Raw genomic sequence first — 16,454 nt, 5'->3', positions numbered from 1 at the left:
GCTTGTACCCTCCATGATCCCTTTGGCCGCGGTCCTGGTCAGCCTTTTGGCCATCGCCGGCATCGCCACCGCACGCACGCCGAATATCCGCGAGGCCTGGACCTTCGGCGCGGCTCTCCTCAAATTCCTTCTGGTCCTGTCCCTGCTCCCTGCAGTGCTGGCCGGCCAGGAGCCTTTTTGCCATGTGGCCTCCTTTGCGCCCGGCCTTTCCCTGGCATTCAAGGTGGATGCCATGGGGATGCTCTTTGCGCTGGTCTCTTCCTCGCTTTGGATTCTGACCAGCTGCTACTCCATCGGCTACATGCGCACAGAAAACGAACATGCGCAAACACGTTATTACTGCTGTTTTGCCATGGCCCTCTGTGCCACCATTGGGGTAGCCTTTGCGGCCAACCTGTTCACGCTGTACTTGTTCTATGAGTTGCTGTCGTTTGCCACCTGGCCATTGGTCACGCACCATCAGGATGCCGAAGCCCGGCGCTCTGGTCGCAAATACCTGGGCTACATTGTTGGCGGCTCCATTGCGCTGGCCTTGCCGGCCATGGTGGCCATCTTTGGCATCTCCGGCACCCTGGAGTTTACCCCGACAGGCATTCTTTCCGATGCCGTGCTGCGCCCGGGCCACATGGCTGCACAGGCAGGTGGCACCGGCGTGGCGCTGACTGCGGGCATGACCACCGTGTTGCTGCTCGCCTTTGTGTTCGGGTTTGCCAAGGCAGGGGTGATGCCGCTGCACAGCTGGCTTCCTGCAGCCATGGTCGCGCCCACTCCGGTTTCTGCCCTGCTGCATGCGGTGGCTGTGGTCAAGGTCGGCGCATTCTCGGTGTTTCGCGTCATCACGCATGTGTTCGGCGTGGACATTCTTTCGGCCTTTGATCTCGGCAACCTCGTGGCCATCATTGCCTCGGTGACCATTATCGCCGCATCGCTGATCGCCTTGTCGCAGGATGGCCTCAAGCGACGGCTGGCCTTTTCGACAATCGGGCAATTGTCCTACATCCTGCTAGGTGCGGCCTTGTTGTCTCCCAAATCCCTCACGGGCGGCCTGATGCACATTGCGCTGCACGCCTTTGGCAAAATCACACTCTTCATGTGCGCTGGAGCCATCTTCGTGGCGACCGGCAAATCGAAAATCAGTGAGATGGATGGCCTGGGCCGGGCCATGCCGGTGACCATGGGCGCCTTTTTCCTGGGTGCACTGTCCATTATCGGCCTGCCCCCTTGCGGTGGCTTCATCAGCAAGTGGTACATCCTGCAAGGTGCGCTGGACACGGATCAGATCAGCTTTATGGTTGTCCTCCTTGGCAGCTCGTTGCTGAATGCCGCGTATTTCTTGCCCATCATTTATCGCGCGTTTTTCAAGGAACCGACCGCCCCCATCCACTTTCATGATGAATTCCTGCCTTACCAAGGCTTTTGTGTGACGCCGCCGACAATCACCGCTGTCGTGAGCGTGTTGCTGCTGATCTACCCGCAACCATTTTTGCAACTGGCCCAGATGGCGGCGGCGCAGATTACTGGGATGTAGTGGCATGAGTGGTCATCTTGCAGCACATTGGCGAGCGGTCGCCACAAGGCCGGTTCCCCCGGCTGGACGCTTTGTCTTTCAGGAGCTGGCATGAGCAACGCACCTTCGCCGAACGCTTTCGGCAAGCCCTTCCTTGTCTTGCTGAGTCTGGCCATCCTCTCTGTGTTGGCTGGGTTGGGTGTGGATATGCACGCCCACTTCCCCTGGGAAGCGTATCCCGGTTTCTTTGGAGTGTACGCCTTTGTTGTCTGCATCCTCCTGTGTGTGGTGGCGGGATTTGTGCTGCGACCGCTGGTAAAACGTCCTGCTGACTATTACGACAAGGACGGGAACTGACATGCCCTTCTTGCTTCCGCCCTTTATGCTGTTGCTGCTGGGCGCACTTACGCTGCCGCTGTTTACTGCCCGGCCCGTGAAGTCCGCGCTTGCCGTCGCGTTTGCCGTGCTGTCACTGGTCAACTTGCTGCTGCTGCCCATGGGTTCGCACTTCAGCGTTCCTTTTCTTGGGCAGGAAATTGTTCTGGCCAGAATTGACTCCCTGGCTCTTGTGTTTGGGATAATCTTTCATCTTGCTGCCATTCTTGGCGTCATCTTTGCCTGGGGATCGACAAGCAGCACAGAGCGCGTGTTCGCACTACTGTATGCCGCAGCCGCCCAAGGAGTCGTCTTTGCCGGCGATATGCTTTCTTTCTTTCTGTTCTGGGAAAGCCTGACCGTCTGCGCGGCAGTGATCATCTGGTCCCGCGGGGACGCCGTGGCGCGTGGGGCTGGGTTCCGGTATTTCATGGTGCACGCTGTGGGCGGGCTGTTGCTGTTGGCCGGCATTGTTCTCCACGTGCACAGCGCCGAATCCCTTGCCTTCGGCCACATCGGGCTGAACTCGCCCGGCGGACTGCTGATTTTCCTGGGGTTTGGGGTGAATGCCGCTTGGCCGCTGCTGCATGCATGGTTGCCGGATGCCTATCCCAGCGCCAGCCCGACCGGTTCGGTGTTTCTCACCGCATTCACCACCAAGGGAGCAGTGTACGCCCTGGCGCGCGCCTTTGCCGGCGAGGAATCGCTGATCTGGATTGGCGTCGTCATGGCCATCTTCCCCTTGCTGTACGCCATGATTGAAAATGATCTGCGCCGCGCGCTTTCCTGGTGCCTGATCAACCAAGTCGGGTTCATGATGATTGGCATCGGCATTGGCAGTGAATTGGCCCTTAACGGCGTGGCAGCGCACGCCTTTGTGCACATCCTGTACAAGGGACTGCTGTTCATGAGCATGGGGGCGGTGCTTGCCAAGACAGGCACTTGCAATGCCACCCGGTTGAGCGCCATGGGGGGCCTGGCCCGGCAGATGCCGTGGACCTTCGCCTGCGCCTGCCTAGGCGTGGCATCCATCTCTGTGCCCTTCTTCTGCGGCTTTGCCGGAAAGTCTCTGATCATCAGCGCCACGGCGGAAGCCCATCTGGCTGGCGTGTGGCTTGTGTTGCAGTTTGCTTCCGCCTGCGTGTTTCTTGCCGGGTTGCGGGTGGTGTGGGTGGCTTTTGGGCCAGGAAAAGCGCCTACCAGCTACCAGGGCTTCACGGTGGAGGAAGTTCCCTGGGGAATGCGCCTCGGCATGCTGCTGACCGCATCAGTAAGCCTGGCTGTGGGACTTTTCCCTGGGGATCTGTATGCCATGCTGCCCAACGCCATGGAATATCATCTGTATTCAGCCGGGCATCTGGTCTCGCAGTTTCAGGTCCTGCTGTGCACCGGCCTTGCCTTCTGGGTGCTGGTTGCCAAGGGCTTGCTGCCAGCCAATGTGGATGGTCTGAATCTTGACGTGGATCTGCTGTACCGCCGCGCGGCCGCGATCTTCTATACGGCAATGGATGCCTTTTGGAACCGGCTGAATACTGCATGTGAAGCAGGATTTACGGACGGCATCGTTGTGGCCGTGGCCAGGGTGCATGATCAACTGGTGTGGCGACTTGCCCGGATCGTCGCCATCCCTTCGCTGGTGTTTCTGCCCGAGGCTGAACGCAACAAAGCGCGCGACGCCATCCGCCCTGCACTCGAAGTTGGCGCCGTGCCCATCGGCTTGACCGCCTTTGCTACGGTTGCGTTTCTGTGCGTCGTGGTGCTGGCGCTGCTGGTTTGATCGTAGTTGCAGACCAGTGACTGACAGTGACGGTGGCACTGCGCTGCCGAATATCCGTTATGATTGACAGCAAAAGAAGATTCTCTACGGAAAGCATGTGCGGCATTGCGCCTCCCATGCTGCCAGACTTTCTTCCAGGAGACAGGCATGGCAAGCCCCATCACAGTTGATTTGTTCCAGATTCCGATGCTTCGCAACGTTGGCGTCGAGATGCTCTCCCGACTGATTCCCATCTCCGAATACCGGCGTTATGGCGATGGCGAACGGATCTGCTCGCTTGGCGAACCAGCGCATCATTTTTTCATCTGCCAGCGGGGAGAAGTGCTTTCTGAGCAGGCCATCGGGCGAGATATCTCTGCCACCGTTTCTGTCATTTCGCCGGGCTCCTGTTTTGGCTGGGCCGCGCTGTTGCCGGATGCGACCTACCGAAGCGATACCACCAGCCAGGGTGACACGGAGTGCATTGCCATTGAAAGTGCGTCCATGCGGCAGCTGATGGAAAGCGACCACGAGTTCGGCTTTCATCTGTACAAGGCCATGTGCGGAAGCCTGGTGGACAGGCTGTTCACCCGGACGGATCAACTGCTGCAGCTGCTGTCGCTGCATCCTGACCTCCGCGCTGCCATAGTACGCGACGAATAATGCTGCGGCACGCAGCTTCCGTGAAGCCGGTGCGTCATCACGCACCGGCTTTTTTTTGGTGAAAAGGGGCGAATTCTAGCGGTTGTTTTCACAAACAATGCGTCGCCTCACGAAGCATTGATTTCCAAAACATGCCGAGAGTTCGAGGAAAACCCCTGATAATTCGTTTCAACACTTGTGAATTAAATCACTAGCAGTGCTTTCCTCTCACTTGGGGACCGAATTTTTTCTTGACGCCGTTTTGACAAATATGCGCTAGCCAACTGCCATCGCTGACAGTTTTTTTTTCGGCTGCGTGAAATTTTCTTGCCATTTTTGCGGGAAGGAAGTAATCGCTGCCTGAAGAGCAGACGGAACGAGCGCTTGTTCTGTTTTTTCACAAGCGCCCCTCGCACCCGCCAACGTCGTCGTTGACACGCCGGAAACTGGTCAGGGGGGGAACCAGCGATGCCATGGATGTGCGCCTGCAAAACGCGCAGCATGTATCGCTTACTAGCTAGCAGAACGTGCCGGGCGCCCGCCGGCCTTCTTATGATGTGACTGGGCGATTGTGTTCAACTGATGGAGGAAGTTGGTATGAGTTTCCAAGGCGTGGTGAAGTGGTTCAATGAAAAGAAGGGGTTTGGTTTCATTCAGCGCGAAGAAGGCGATGACGTTTTCGTGCATTTTTCCGCCATCCAGGGCAATGGGTTCAAAACCCTGCACGAAGGTGAGCGGGTGACGTTCGATATCGAACAGGGCGAAAAAGGCGTTCGTGCGGCCAATGTCGTCCGTGTCTAGCTAAGGTATCTTATGATGATTGGCTGTTGACTCGAATCGACAGCTGCCAACCGGGCTTCAGCGTACCGCGACTCGCTGAAGCCCGGTTCTGTTTTGTCCGCAAGTTGGTGCCCTGCTCTCCCTCTGCCCCCCCCGCGAGAAGGGCGCCGCGCATGCACACCTGGAGATCTCTCGACCTCCGAAGCGCCATCCCCTGCCCTTCCATAACGCTCCCGTAGCGGCGGGCAGGCCACGGCAAGGCCTCAGCTGTCGTTGCTCAACAGTACATTGACGACTTCCTTGAACTGTCGCTCAAACTGCGTGAACGCTGCTTCCAGGGCCGACAGAGGCAGGCCCACCGCTTCCCAGACTCCGGGTTCCAGCTGGGGGATGGGCCGGGGGGACACGCCGCGTACCAGATCCATGGCCACGCTGAGGACATCGGCCAGGTGCAGCAAAGCCGCCTCCTGCACCTGATGCGCCTTGAGCGGCTCATGATGAAAGCTGACCATATCCCGCAGGGCATCCGGAAAGTGCCAGGCTTTGAGCAGGTGGCTGCCCACGCGGGCGTGATGGAAGCCAAACACTTCCAGCTCGGTTTCATGCAGGGAAATGTTCTGCTCCTGGGCCAGAGCCAAAGCCTTGGCCGAGGCCTTTGGGTATTTGCTGATCAGGATGAGGCGGCCCAGGTCGTGCAGCAGTCCGGCCACGAACGCGCGCTCCTCGTCCAGCCCGCCCACGAAATTGGTCAGGATACGGCAGAACACACCACAGGCTGCGGCATGCTTCCAGAAGCGCAGCATGTCCAGATACGCCGACGGCACTCCCTTGAAAAATCGGACGGCCACAACGCCATAGGTGAGCGTGCAGAGTTCCCGGGTGCCAATGAGGGTGACGGCGCGGGGGATGGAGTCCACCTTGGTGGGAAAGCCGTACAGGGGGCTGTTGACCAGCCGGAGCAGGTTTGCGCAGAGGCTGGTGTCCCGGCTGATGATTTCTGCCAGTTTGGTGCTGGAGGCGCGCGGATCCTGGATCACTTCCTGGATCAGCTGACAGATTTCCGGAAACGAAGCCAACTCCACCTGCCCATCGGCCACTTGCTTGGGGTTGGTTTCTCCAGGCACAAGCTCGGCCGGGCCGTCATCCGTGCAGATGACCCCGGGCCGCGGTGGTTCCTTGCCCTGCATAAGCCGGCGGGCGAGAGCCAGTTTCGTGAGCCGTTTGATTTCCGAAAAGACCGCATCTTCTTCCGCGCGCGAAGGAAAGTACAGTTCGCACATGCGTTCCGCGTATTGCAGGGCCAGGGGCTCCAGCCCGTTCATGGATTGCGCCAGCGCCTCTTCCCGGCTGATGTTGCTCACGGCGGCCTCGGTCACGCCCCAGGCCCTGAAAATGCGAAGATGTTTGTCCTCGATGACGGCGCCTTCGGAAAGGATCCGCCGGCCATTGGGGAGAATGAGGTCCTTTTCCAGGACCATGCCTGGCCTGATGTCCTGCGCGTTGATGACGCCCATGTGGCCTTCCTCGTCGGTCTTGGGTCTCGTCAGGGCACGTTACTGCTGGGAGGCGCGAAGGGCCTGGTCCAAATCTGCCAGGATGTCGTCAGCGTGCTCCAGGCCCACGGAAATGCGGATCAAATCCTCAGGAACGCCAGCGGCTGCCAGCTCCGCGGAGGTAAGCTGGGAATGCGTGGTGCTGGCCGGGTGGACCACCAGGGTTTTGGCGTCCAGGATATTGGCCAGGTGCGAACAGAGCTGGACCGACTCGATGAATTTCCGCCCCGCGGCCAGCCCGCCCTTGACCCCGAAGCCGAAGACCGCGCTGGGTCCCAGCGGAAACAGCCGCGCGGCTCTGGCGTGGTCGCGATGGCTGGGCAGCCCGGCGTAATTGACCCAGCTCACCGCGGGATGAGTTTCCAGAAATTCCGCCACGCGCTGCGCATTTTCACAATGCACGCGGGCGCGCAGGGGCAAGGTTTCCAACCCCTGCAAAATAAGGAAGCTGTTCATGGGCGCCAGGGCCGCACCAATATCGCGCAAAAGGCCCGTACGCACCTTCAGGCAAAAGGCTGTGCAGGGCGTACCTTCCAGCTGGCACAGGGCGTCCCAGAAATTCAGCCCGTGATAGGTGGGATCCGGCTGGGTGATTTCGGGATACTTGCCCGACGCGCCCCAGTCGAAGGTGCCGGCCTCCACAATGGCCCCGCCAATGCTGGTGCCGTGCCCGCCGATGATCTTGGTCAGCGAGTAGACGGCCAGGTGCGCACCAAAGTCGAAGGGATTGCAGATGGGTGGAGGGGCCACGGTGTTGTCCAGAATGAAGGGAATCCTGTGGGCCTCGGCAATGCGGCCGATGGCTTGCAGATCATCCACATTGCACCGCGGGTTGCCGATGCTTTCGGTGTAGAGCAGTCGGGTGTTTTCGTCGATGGCCCTGGCAAAATTCTCGGGGTCCGAGGAGTCCACGAACCGGCACTCGATACCCATTCGCTTGAGGGTGTATTTGAACAGCGTATTTGTGCCGCCGTACAGGTTGGAGCCGGAAACGATATTTTGGCCGGCTTCGGTAATGGCCAGCACGGCGTAAAAAATGGCCGACATGCCAGAGGCCGTGCACAGCGCCGCCGCACCGTTGTGCAGGGCGGCCAGGCGGCGTTCCAGCACATCGGTGGTGGGGTTCATGATGCGGGTATAGATGTAGCCGTTTTCCTTGAGGGAAAACAGATCCGCAGCGTGCTGGGCATCCCGGAACATGTAGCTGGTGGTTTGATAAATGGGCACGGCCCGGGAGCCGGTGTCGGAATCCGGAGTGTGCCCGGCATGCAGGGCCAGAGTCTCAAGGTTCCAGGATGTCTTGCCAGCCATACAATCTCCTCCTGTATAGGCGATACCCCGGTCGCGCAACAGGCCGAGTAACGGCTACAAGCGCGCCATCATTCATTCATAGAGACTGCGTCGAAAAAAGGCAACCACTTCAAGTTGATCCCCGCCGGGAATGGCGGTAGAGGTCCTTCGGAGACGGCCCCGGCCTTGTCCTTCTGTCACCCCTGCCCGTTACACTGCATCACTTCATTGAACATGTGGCCGTCGCAAGGATTCTGATCATGAGCAGCCTGTCTTCCGCCGGGTTGAACACCCGATGCGTCCACGCCGGCACCCAGCGCGACCTGCGCGTGGGCGCGGTGAACACGCCCATTCACGCCTCCTCTTCCTTCCTGCATCCCAATGACCTCTCCCCCTCGGTGTGCTACCCGCGGTACATGAACATTCCTGTGCAGCAGGCCGTGGCAGACAAGATGGCCGCCCTGGAGAGCGTGGGCCTGGAGCCGGATCCTGCCCGCAACGTCCGGGCCATGGCCCTTTCCACAGGCATGGCCGCCGTGAGCGCGCCGCTGCTGGGGCTGACCAAAGTCGGGGACCACGTGGTGCTGCAGGCAGATCTCTACGGCTGTACCCACTGGCTTACCGTGAACGAACTGCCCCGCCATGGCGTGGACTACACCCTGGTCCGTTCCAGCGATCCTGAGGCCATTGCCGCGGCCTGCACCAGCCGGACCAAGGTCATCTATCTGGAATCTCCGAGCAATCCCCTGCTCAGGATTGTGGACCTCGCCGCCGTGGCCGCCGTGGCCAAGGCCTGCGGGGCAACGAGCGTCATCGACAACACCTTTGCCTCGCCCATCAACCAGACGCCCCTTTCCCTGGGTTTTGACGTGGTGGTGCACAGCGGCACCAAATACCTGGGCGGGCATTCCGACCTCTCCTGCGGCGTGGTGGTCGGCTCTGGCGAGCGGTTCGACGCCATGTTCAACTGGGTTGTGGGCGTGGGCTGCACCCTGGGCATGCAGGACTGCGCCCTGCTGGAGCGCAGCCTGAAAACCCTGGCCCTGCGCATGGAGCGGCACAATGCCAATGGCATGGCCGTGGCCGAGTTTCTGGACCAGCATCCTCGTGTGGAGCGGGTGAACCACCCCGGCCTGCCCACCCACCCAGGCCATGACATTGCCTCCCGCCAGATGCGCGGCTTCGGGGCCATGCTTTCCTTCGAGCCCCGACTGACCCCGGCCGAGGTGCGGACCATGCTGACCCGGCTCAAGGTTATTACCCCTGGCATCAGCCTGGGGGGCGTGGAATCCCTGGCCACCCTGCCGGCAGAAACCTCCCACGTGAAGATGACCGCGGAGGCGCGCAAGGCCGCCGGCATTGCGGACACGCTTGTCAGAATCTCCGTGGGCATCGAGGATGCGGAAGACATCATGGCCGACCTGGACCAAGCCCTGGGAATCTAACATCCTTATGCCGCGCCGGGGAGCCGGCTTCAGCTTCCGTCTCCCCGGCCTGATGCGCCCCCGACGCTGCCGGGAAATCCAATGCCCTGGCATTGCACATACAATTCTTTTGCATTCCGCCCAATTGCCATCGGAGCAGCTTGAGGGTATGGAGGGGCATCCATGATGTCTTTCCACGGCGTTTGCTGATGTCCCTGCCCATGTCTTCTCCATCCTCGGCTCGTGGTTGCGAGCTCCCCCCGTTGTTCACCGCCCTGGTCGTCGATGACGATCCGAACGTCTCGGCCACCATCTGCCACGCCCTGAAACAGGCCGGGTTCGAGACCCTGGCCCTGCGTCAGCACCACGACGTGCCCCACGAGATTGAGGGCCGCCGATTCAACCTTGCCTTCATCGATGTCCGCCCGCCCGATGCCCTGGGGCTGGATCTTGCCGCCACCCTCAAGCAGACCGGCCAGGTGGGCGACTGCATCGTCATGGCTGCCGGCGCCCCCTTTGACACGGTGGTCCGCGCCGTGCGCCTGGGGGCTTATGACTTTCTGCAAAAGCCATTTACTCCGGCAGACCTGAAGCTGATCATCGCCCGAGTCCGGGACCGCTGGGACCTGAAACAGCGCGTGCGCCGGGCCGAACTGCAACACGCCGCGCTCATCCAGAATATCCCCCTGCTCATCTACGCCCTCAATGCCGAGATGGAGCTGTGCTTCATCAATAAAACCGTGGAGGAGATGCTCGGCTTCACCCCCGAGGAGGCCATGGCCGTGCCGCGCTGGATGCTGGAGCGCGTCCACCCCCAGGACCGCGACGCCGTGACCCAGCTCCTGGCCCGCAGCTTTGCCACCGGCCAGCCGGGGTCTATCGAGTGCAGGCTGTTGCATCAGCGTGGCTCAATCATCCACGGCATCATCCGCACCATCCCGTATCTGGAGTGCGACACCGATGCCGGCCAGATCCGCCGCCTGGACGGCATCTTCGTGGACCTGACGGACCGCATCCACCTGGAGCAGGCCCTGGTCCAGAGCGCCCGGCTCAAAACCCTGGGCGCCATCAGCGCCGAGGTGGCCCACGAGGTGCGCAACCCGCTCATGTCCATCGCCGGTTTTGCCCGTCGTCTGGACAAGAAGACGCCGGACACGCCGGAGGTGGGCATCATCCTGCGCGAATCCAAGCGGCTGGAAAGTCTGCTCAATCGGATTCGGGACTACCTCAAACCCGTGCCCCTGCGGCCCGTGGACGTTTCCCTGAACGTCATCCTGGCCGACGCCCGGCACCGCGTGGCCCCGGAAATCGACGCCCGCCGGGTCTGGTGCGCCATGGATCTGGATGAGCATCTGCCGCCCGCCCTGGGGGACCCCCAGGTGCTGGAACAAGTGGTGGTGGACATTCTGCGCAATGCCCTGCAGGCCACCCCGCCCGGGGGGGAATTCCGGCTGCGCACCGTTGCCGTGTCCGGCAGCGTGCGGCTGGAATGCCGCCACCCCATGCACCCCGAGCGGCCCGTCAATCCGGACATGGTCATGCTCCCCTTTGACGAAGGCGGCTTCAACGACGGCCTGCCCACCAGCCATCGCCTGATCACGGCCATGCAGGGCACCATGCAGGTGGCTCTGGAACGCAATGCCGAGTCCGGACAACACCCTGGCGGAGAAGAAGTCGTCGTCACCATCAGCCTGCCTCGTGGCGGGAATGGGCAGGGCGAAAGGCCGGATCCACTCACGCGCGCCGTCCAGGCCGCCGGCCAGGAATCGACCGATCATGGCAACGGCCTCAACGGCATGGAACAGGACCCCGTCCGGTACTGCTTTGAGCCCGCGGTCCCGGTCCTGGCCGCCGGACTGTTCGAGGACCTGCTCACCCGGGCCCTGCGCAGCGGGCATGCCCACGGCATGGTTGTCTCCCTGTTGCTGCTGGATCTGGACCGCTTCGAGCCCTGCCTGCGTACCCGAGGCCAGGCCTGGGCCGACAGCGTGCAGGACAGCGTGGCAGCGGCCATGGACAGGGTCCTGGCCCGCACGCCCACAGCCATGGTCATCCGCCACGGCTTCCACGAGCTGGCCGTCATCCTCCCGGGAACCGGGCTGGACGAGGCCGTGCACCTGGCCGAGAACCTGCGCAAGGCCGTCCTGGCCCTGGGCATTGTTTGCAATGAACAGACGCCCGACGACGTCCTCACCGCCAGCCTGGGCGTGGCCGCCAGCCTGCCCGACCTGCCCTTGGCCTATGCCGACATCCTGGCCGAAGCCGGCAAGGCCTTGTTCCTGGCCAAGCAACGCGGCCGCAACGCCGTCTGCTGCGCCCCGCCGGGACTGTCCTGAACCGATGCGTATTCGGGAAAGGGGCGGGCCAAATCCACGGCCTGCCCCTTTCGTTTCTGGCTCGATTGCTGCATACTCCTTGCGCATGAGCCCTGTGCGTCGATTTTTCCTCCTGACCGGCCTGCTGGCCCTGACCCTGCTCGCCCCGTTCCTGGCCCGGCAGGGCCTTGCTGCGCGGCCAGACGCAGGGATGGTTCCTGGCGCAAGGACGGTTCCTGGCGCAGGGACGGTTCCTGGCGCAGGGGCAAGCATTGACGCAGGCGGGCTGGAGCGCATCGGCCCCATGGGACATGTGGACTGGATCCAAAAGAAGGCCGTGGCCTCAGGCCAGGGATTTGCCCCGGCGCGCATCGCCGAGCCTGAGCGCCGCCGGCAGTTCGCCCGCCGCGCCGCCGTGCTCGATGCCCGCCGCAATCTCCTGGAAGTGCTCGAAGGCGTGCGCCTGCAGGGCCAGACCCGTCTGGCGGAAAAAACCGCCACCCAGGATATCGTGCGCAGCCAGGTGGAAGGCCTGCTGCCGCGTTCCATCATCGAAGCCGTGGAAGACATGCCCGACGGCAGCGCCCAGGCCCGCGTCAGCGTGGAGCTGCGGCTCATCGGCCTGGAGGTGCTCCTTCCGCCCGCGCCGCCCGCCGCCACCCCGGACAGCCGAATCCCCGGCGCCGTGCATGCGCCCATCCAGCTGCCACCCGGCGCCACGCTCGCAGGCAATCAGTCCGCGCCCCCTGCCAGCGAGGGCCTGACCCGGAATGACACCGATGGCGACACGCCCTTCCTCGCCCCCGAGGTTCGCGGGCTGGTCCGGCGTGAGGACAGCGCCGCCCCTGCGCAGTCCGCCACCGAGCCGCCGTCCGTCCAGGTACCCCGGATCGTCGTGCCGGCCGCGCCGCCGGCTCCGGAACCCATCCCCGAGGATCTGCCCACGGGCATTGTCGTGGACGCCCGCGGGGCCGGCTTCGAGCCCTCCCTGGCGCCCTCCCTGCATGACGACGCCGGCGAACTCTACCCCGCCAATCTGCTGACACCCGAGGTCATCTCCAGCGAGGGCATTGTCCGCTATTATCGCGACCTGTTCCCGGCCATGAGCAGCAAGGCCGCCGGCGACCGCCCCCTGGTGGTCAAGGCCCAGGGGCTGCTCCCCGGCCGGACAGACGCCCTCCTGCTGACCCCCGAGGCTGCCAGCCAACTGCGGGGTCTGACCTCGCGCCCCTACTCGCCCCTGCCTCGCGGCCGGGTGATCATCGTGTTTTAGGTGGCCCCGGCATGCCTCCGGCCCATCAGGATCCGCATCGCGGCTACCGCCGGCTGACCGGCTCGCAGGCCGGAGAGGTCGCCTTTCAGCTGGTCCAGGCCCAGAGCGACCTGCATATCGTCGCTTCGGCGCTGCCCGACGTGGATCTGGCCGCCCTGGCCTCCCAGAGCCTGCGTGCGGCCCGTTCCATGATCCAGACAGCCATCGACCTGGACCCCGCCTTCCAGCCCGCCCTGACCCCCTTGCGTGCGGCTGAGGGGGCTCCTGCGCTCATCCAGGCCATGTGCGAGGCGGCCACCCTGTGCGGGGTGGGCCCCATGGCCGCCGTGGCCGGCGTGGTGGCCGAACACGTGGCCCGCGCCCTGGCCGCGGCCGGCTGCCGCACAGCCCTGGTGGAAAATGGCGGGGACTTGTTTTTACTGGCCGACACGCCGCGGGTGGTGGCCGTGCTGCCGGATCCATCCAGGCTGACCAGCCAGACACATCAGGGCCAGCGGGACGAAAAAAAGGCCGGACTGGGCCTTGCCCTGGCTCCGGACGATCTGCCCTGCTCCATCTGCAGTTCCTCGGCCACCATCGGGCACTCCCTGTCTTTCGGGAGGGCCGAGCTGGTGGCCGTGCGCAGCCCCTCGGCAGCCATGGCCGACGCCGCAGCCACAGCCCTGGCCAACCGCCTGCGCTCCGGCCAGGATATCCCCGCCGTCCTCCGGCACGCGCAAACGCTGGCGGAACTGCCGCCTCCCATGCGGGTGGAGGGCGTGCTGGCCGTGTGCCAGGGACGGATCGGGGCCTGGGGAAAAGTGGAGCTGACGGGCTGCTGAGACCGGACTTAAAAAGCCTTGACTATCAGGGTGTTAGACTATCTCTAGACTATGTTTATAAACTGTGGAGAACATCCACGGCCAGTTAGCGCTCGCCGGTGCGGCAATAGGCTTTGGCCAGTTCCACCGTGCGGGCCAGCTGACGGCCTACCGGCGTTTCCAGGGACATCTCGCGCTCGATGTTGGTGATGCCCTTGATCACGGTCGAATGCTTGCGGTTGAAGCGGTCGCCAATGTCCTGCAACGAGAGCTCGGTGTATTTGCGAGCCAGAAAATACGCAGCATTGCGGGCCTGCACGATCTGACGCTGCCGGCTTTTGGAACGCAGCTCCTTGGGCGAAAGCTCAAACGCATCGCAGACGAAGTCGATGATCCGGTCCATGGAGAACTGCGGAATGTCCGGCTCGTAGTGGCTGAGGACTTCGCAGGCCAGTTCCAGAGTGATCTTGTGGTTGAGCAGCCGAGCCTTGAGGATGAGGTTCTGCAGACAGGCTTCCAGCTGGCGGATGTCGGCATTGATGCGCTCGGCCAGCAGTTCCGTCACGTTGTCCGGCAGGGCCACGTGGAAGCTTTTGGCCTTCTGCTCCAGGATCCGCTTGCGGGTCTCAAAGCCTGGCTTTTCGATAACCGCCAGGAATCCAGAACAGAATCGCGATGCCAGCGTGGTATCCACATCCTTGAGCTCCCGCGGCAGGAAGGACGAGGTCATGATGACCTTGGCGCCGCGGTTGTGCAGGGCCTTCATGGTCGAAAGCAGCTCATCCTGCATCTTTTCCTTGCCCTGGAAAAAGTGGACATCCTCCAGGAGCAGAATGTCCACCCCATCCCGGAACCGGGCCTTGAAACGCTCCACCTCATTGCTGCGGAGCGATTGCACCCACAGCCGGCCGAATTCCTCGGCCGTCAGGTATTCAACCCGCACCTGCTGGCGATTGGAATAGGAGCAGACGGTCCTCCCCACGGCCTGCAGCAGATGCGTCTTGCCCAGACCAGGGGTGGAAGACAAGAACACCTGTTCTGATTCCAGGGTCTTGTCGCACAAGGCGCGGGCCGCGGCATAGGCCAGCTGGTTGCTGGGGCCGACGACGAAGTCGTCGAAGGAAAATTGCCAGCAGGGGCGGGGTCGAATTGCGCCCATGGTGTCCATGGGGGACTGCAGAGGCAGTCCGAGCTGCCGCGAACCGGTGGCGGGAGAACACGAAGGGACCGCCGCGCGAGGCAACGGCGCAGGCCGGACGGCAGCAGACGGCAGCGCGCTGCCCCCGGAGCAGGCCGTGGCAGCTGGCAAGGTATCGCCAACTTCGATGACAGGCTCGGCCATCACCACCACGTCCACCGGGGTGCCAAGTGCTGCTACTGCCGCCTGCCTGATCTGATCAAGCAAGCGGTCACGAACCCAGACGGCAACAAACTCATTCGGCGCTTTCAGGCGCAAGGTTTGGCCGCCGGGAACGGCCGTGAGGGGAGCAATCCAGACCTGGAACAGGCCAGGATTAACCGTTTTCTGCAGGATTTGACGAATCTGGTCCCAATGCGTGTTCATGGGGTAGAGGTCTACAAGGCTGAGGTGGTTCGAGCAAGGGGCGAATTAACTCTGGAGAAGGAAGTTACATCGGGTTGCTTTCCATAGGGAACACTTCAGTTAACCATCTGAAATTCCAAGGTCATCCAGCAAAAGCCTTTGCAACCGCCATCCCCCTGAACGCTCGTGCGGCAAGGGTTTTCACAGAACCACGGGTTCAATTTACACAGCTGTGAAAAAAAGTTTTCCACATGCCCCCCTTAATTTTACGCTGTTTTTCAGACATGGATACTTTTTTTCATCGAGCTTTAGGGGTTGACACCAAAAGACGCTTGAGCAAAACCTGCCCAAGCGTCATTGAGAACAGCTTCCATCTGCCGGATTTCCTGGGAAAATCAACGCGACTTCATGAAAAAATGGAGAGTTCCGCATCATTGAGAAAAGTGTAACAATCTCTGCCTGTTCAAGATGGCTGCCGCAATGGATACCGCCCACAGGTAAAGCGTTCTCCCTCGGGGCAATACCCCAGCTGTTCACAGCGAGCCCCTGCCGCCGTGAACAGCTCCGGCAGTGCCTCCCGGCACAGGGCCAGCATTTCGTTGGCCAGGCCGCGAATCTCCCATTGGGCCCGACTGCAGCAGCGCAGGGAGAAAAAGTGCAGGAGCGCCCGGCAGTTCATGGTGGTCACGATTTTGGACTCCGCAGCCTGCGGCAGGACAAAGCGCGCGTCCTCCTTGGCCTTGGCCCCGCGGCCGGCCTCCTCAAGCAAGGCTTTGAGCTCCTGATAGGCGCTGGCGATGTCTGCCATGCAGGCTTCAAAGCGCGCCAGCGCCGCCGGGTTGCGGGCGATGGCCGGGGGCAGGATGTAGTCGAAGTCCGTCTCGTCCACGTAGCGCTGGCTCTGTTGCGAATAGGAGGCAATGCGGTGGCGCACCAGCTGGTGCGTGCAGGCCCGCGAGACCCCCTCGATGGCAAAGGTGAAGCTCACGTGCTCCACGGGGCTGTCGTGTCCGGATTCGAGCACCTGGCGCACAAAGGCGGCCTGCTTCTCGCGCTCGATCTCCCCGGCCACCAGACGCGGCCACATCTCGCCCACGAAACCGGCGTGGTAGCATTGGCGGAAGGCGGCATAAATCAACGACAGCGCGTCCGGCGTCACGGCGAGCAGCCGCACCGAACGGGAGGCAGCGGGCATG

General features: G+C 62.3%; 13 protein-coding genes. 9 read left to right on the top strand and 4 right to left on the bottom strand.

Annotated features, from left to right (window positions below; translation table 11 throughout):
- The first annotated feature begins 13 nt into the window (after window positions 1-13).
- The 5 genes from ACYQ00_RS08820 (at window position 14) to ACYQ00_RS08800 (ending at window position 5,081) form a co-directional block, all read left to right on the top strand.
- Window positions 14-1,528 (top strand): monovalent cation/H+ antiporter subunit D family protein, encoded by a 1,515-nt coding sequence (locus tag ACYQ00_RS08820; protein WP_460031771.1) that lies wholly within the window; start codon window positions 14-16, stop codon window positions 1,526-1,528.
- A 90-nt stretch (window positions 1,529-1,618) separates the two neighbouring features.
- Complete coding sequence (locus tag ACYQ00_RS08815; RefSeq protein WP_460031770.1) at window positions 1,619-1,864, top strand: hypothetical protein; 246 nt, start codon at window positions 1,619-1,621, stop codon at window positions 1,862-1,864.
- A gap of 1 nt (window position 1,865) precedes the next feature.
- Window positions 1,866-3,659 (top strand): Na(+)/H(+) antiporter subunit D, encoded by a 1,794-nt coding sequence (locus tag ACYQ00_RS08810; protein ID WP_460031769.1) that lies wholly within the window; start codon window positions 1,866-1,868, stop codon window positions 3,657-3,659.
- A 147-nt stretch (window positions 3,660-3,806) separates the two neighbouring features.
- Complete coding sequence (locus tag ACYQ00_RS08805) at window positions 3,807-4,301, top strand: Crp/Fnr family transcriptional regulator (RefSeq protein ID WP_460031768.1); 495 nt, start codon at window positions 3,807-3,809, stop codon at window positions 4,299-4,301.
- A 576-nt stretch (window positions 4,302-4,877) separates the two neighbouring features.
- Window positions 4,878-5,081 (top strand): cold shock domain-containing protein, encoded by a 204-nt coding sequence (locus ACYQ00_RS08800; protein ID WP_460031767.1) that lies wholly within the window; start codon window positions 4,878-4,880, stop codon window positions 5,079-5,081.
- Window positions 5,082-5,323: 242 nt separating this feature from the next.
- On the opposite strand, the gene ACYQ00_RS08795 is transcribed toward ACYQ00_RS08800, so the two are convergent.
- Together ACYQ00_RS08795 and ACYQ00_RS08790 are read right to left on the bottom strand one after the other, a co-directional pair.
- Entirely contained in the window at window positions 5,324-6,574 is a 1,251-nt protein-coding gene (locus tag ACYQ00_RS08795; protein ID WP_460031766.1) for an HDOD domain-containing protein, read from the bottom strand.
- A gap of 39 nt (window positions 6,575-6,613) precedes the next feature.
- Window positions 6,614-7,924 (bottom strand): O-acetylhomoserine aminocarboxypropyltransferase/cysteine synthase family protein, encoded by a 1,311-nt coding sequence (locus ACYQ00_RS08790; protein ID WP_460031765.1) that lies wholly within the window; start codon window positions 7,922-7,924, stop codon window positions 6,614-6,616.
- A gap of 239 nt (window positions 7,925-8,163) precedes the next feature.
- On the opposite strand from ACYQ00_RS08790, the gene ACYQ00_RS08785 reads away from it, so the two are divergent.
- The 4 genes from ACYQ00_RS08785 (at window position 8,164) to ACYQ00_RS08770 (ending at window position 13,736) form a co-directional block, all read left to right on the top strand.
- Window positions 8,164-9,348, top strand: coding sequence for a trans-sulfuration enzyme family protein (locus ACYQ00_RS08785; RefSeq protein WP_460031764.1), 1,185 nt, complete (start codon window positions 8,164-8,166; stop codon window positions 9,346-9,348).
- A gap of 188 nt (window positions 9,349-9,536) precedes the next feature.
- Entirely contained in the window at window positions 9,537-11,663 is a 2,127-nt protein-coding gene (locus tag ACYQ00_RS08780; RefSeq protein ID WP_460031763.1) for a two-component system sensor histidine kinase NtrB, read from the top strand.
- A gap of 94 nt (window positions 11,664-11,757) precedes the next feature.
- Window positions 11,758-12,915 carry a hypothetical protein gene (locus ACYQ00_RS08775; RefSeq protein WP_460031762.1) on the top strand — a complete coding sequence of 386 codons (1,158 nt, stop codon included), beginning with the start codon at window positions 11,758-11,760 and terminating at the stop codon, window positions 12,913-12,915.
- Window positions 12,916-12,926: 11 nt separating this feature from the next.
- Window positions 12,927-13,736, top strand: coding sequence for a UPF0280 family protein (locus ACYQ00_RS08770; protein ID WP_460031761.1), 810 nt, complete (start codon window positions 12,927-12,929; stop codon window positions 13,734-13,736).
- A gap of 85 nt (window positions 13,737-13,821) precedes the next feature.
- On the opposite strand, the gene ACYQ00_RS08765 is transcribed toward ACYQ00_RS08770, so the two are convergent.
- Both ACYQ00_RS08765 and thyX read right to left on the bottom strand, forming a co-directional pair.
- On the bottom strand, window positions 13,822-15,279 hold the full coding sequence (locus ACYQ00_RS08765) for a chromosomal replication initiator protein DnaA (protein WP_460031760.1): 1,458 nt from the start codon (window positions 15,277-15,279) through the stop codon (window positions 13,822-13,824).
- Between the two features lie 442 nt (window positions 15,280-15,721).
- The gene (gene thyX, locus ACYQ00_RS08760) at window positions 15,722-16,453 is read right to left on the bottom strand and encodes an FAD-dependent thymidylate synthase (protein WP_460031759.1); all 732 of its coding nucleotides are present in this window, start codon (window positions 16,451-16,453) and stop codon (window positions 15,722-15,724) included.
- Between the last annotated feature and the right edge of the window lies 1 nt (window position 16,454).

The sequence above is a fragment of the Megalodesulfovibrio paquesii genome, from assembly GCF_054653055.1.
This window is presented reverse-complemented; position numbering and strand designations above follow the sequence as displayed.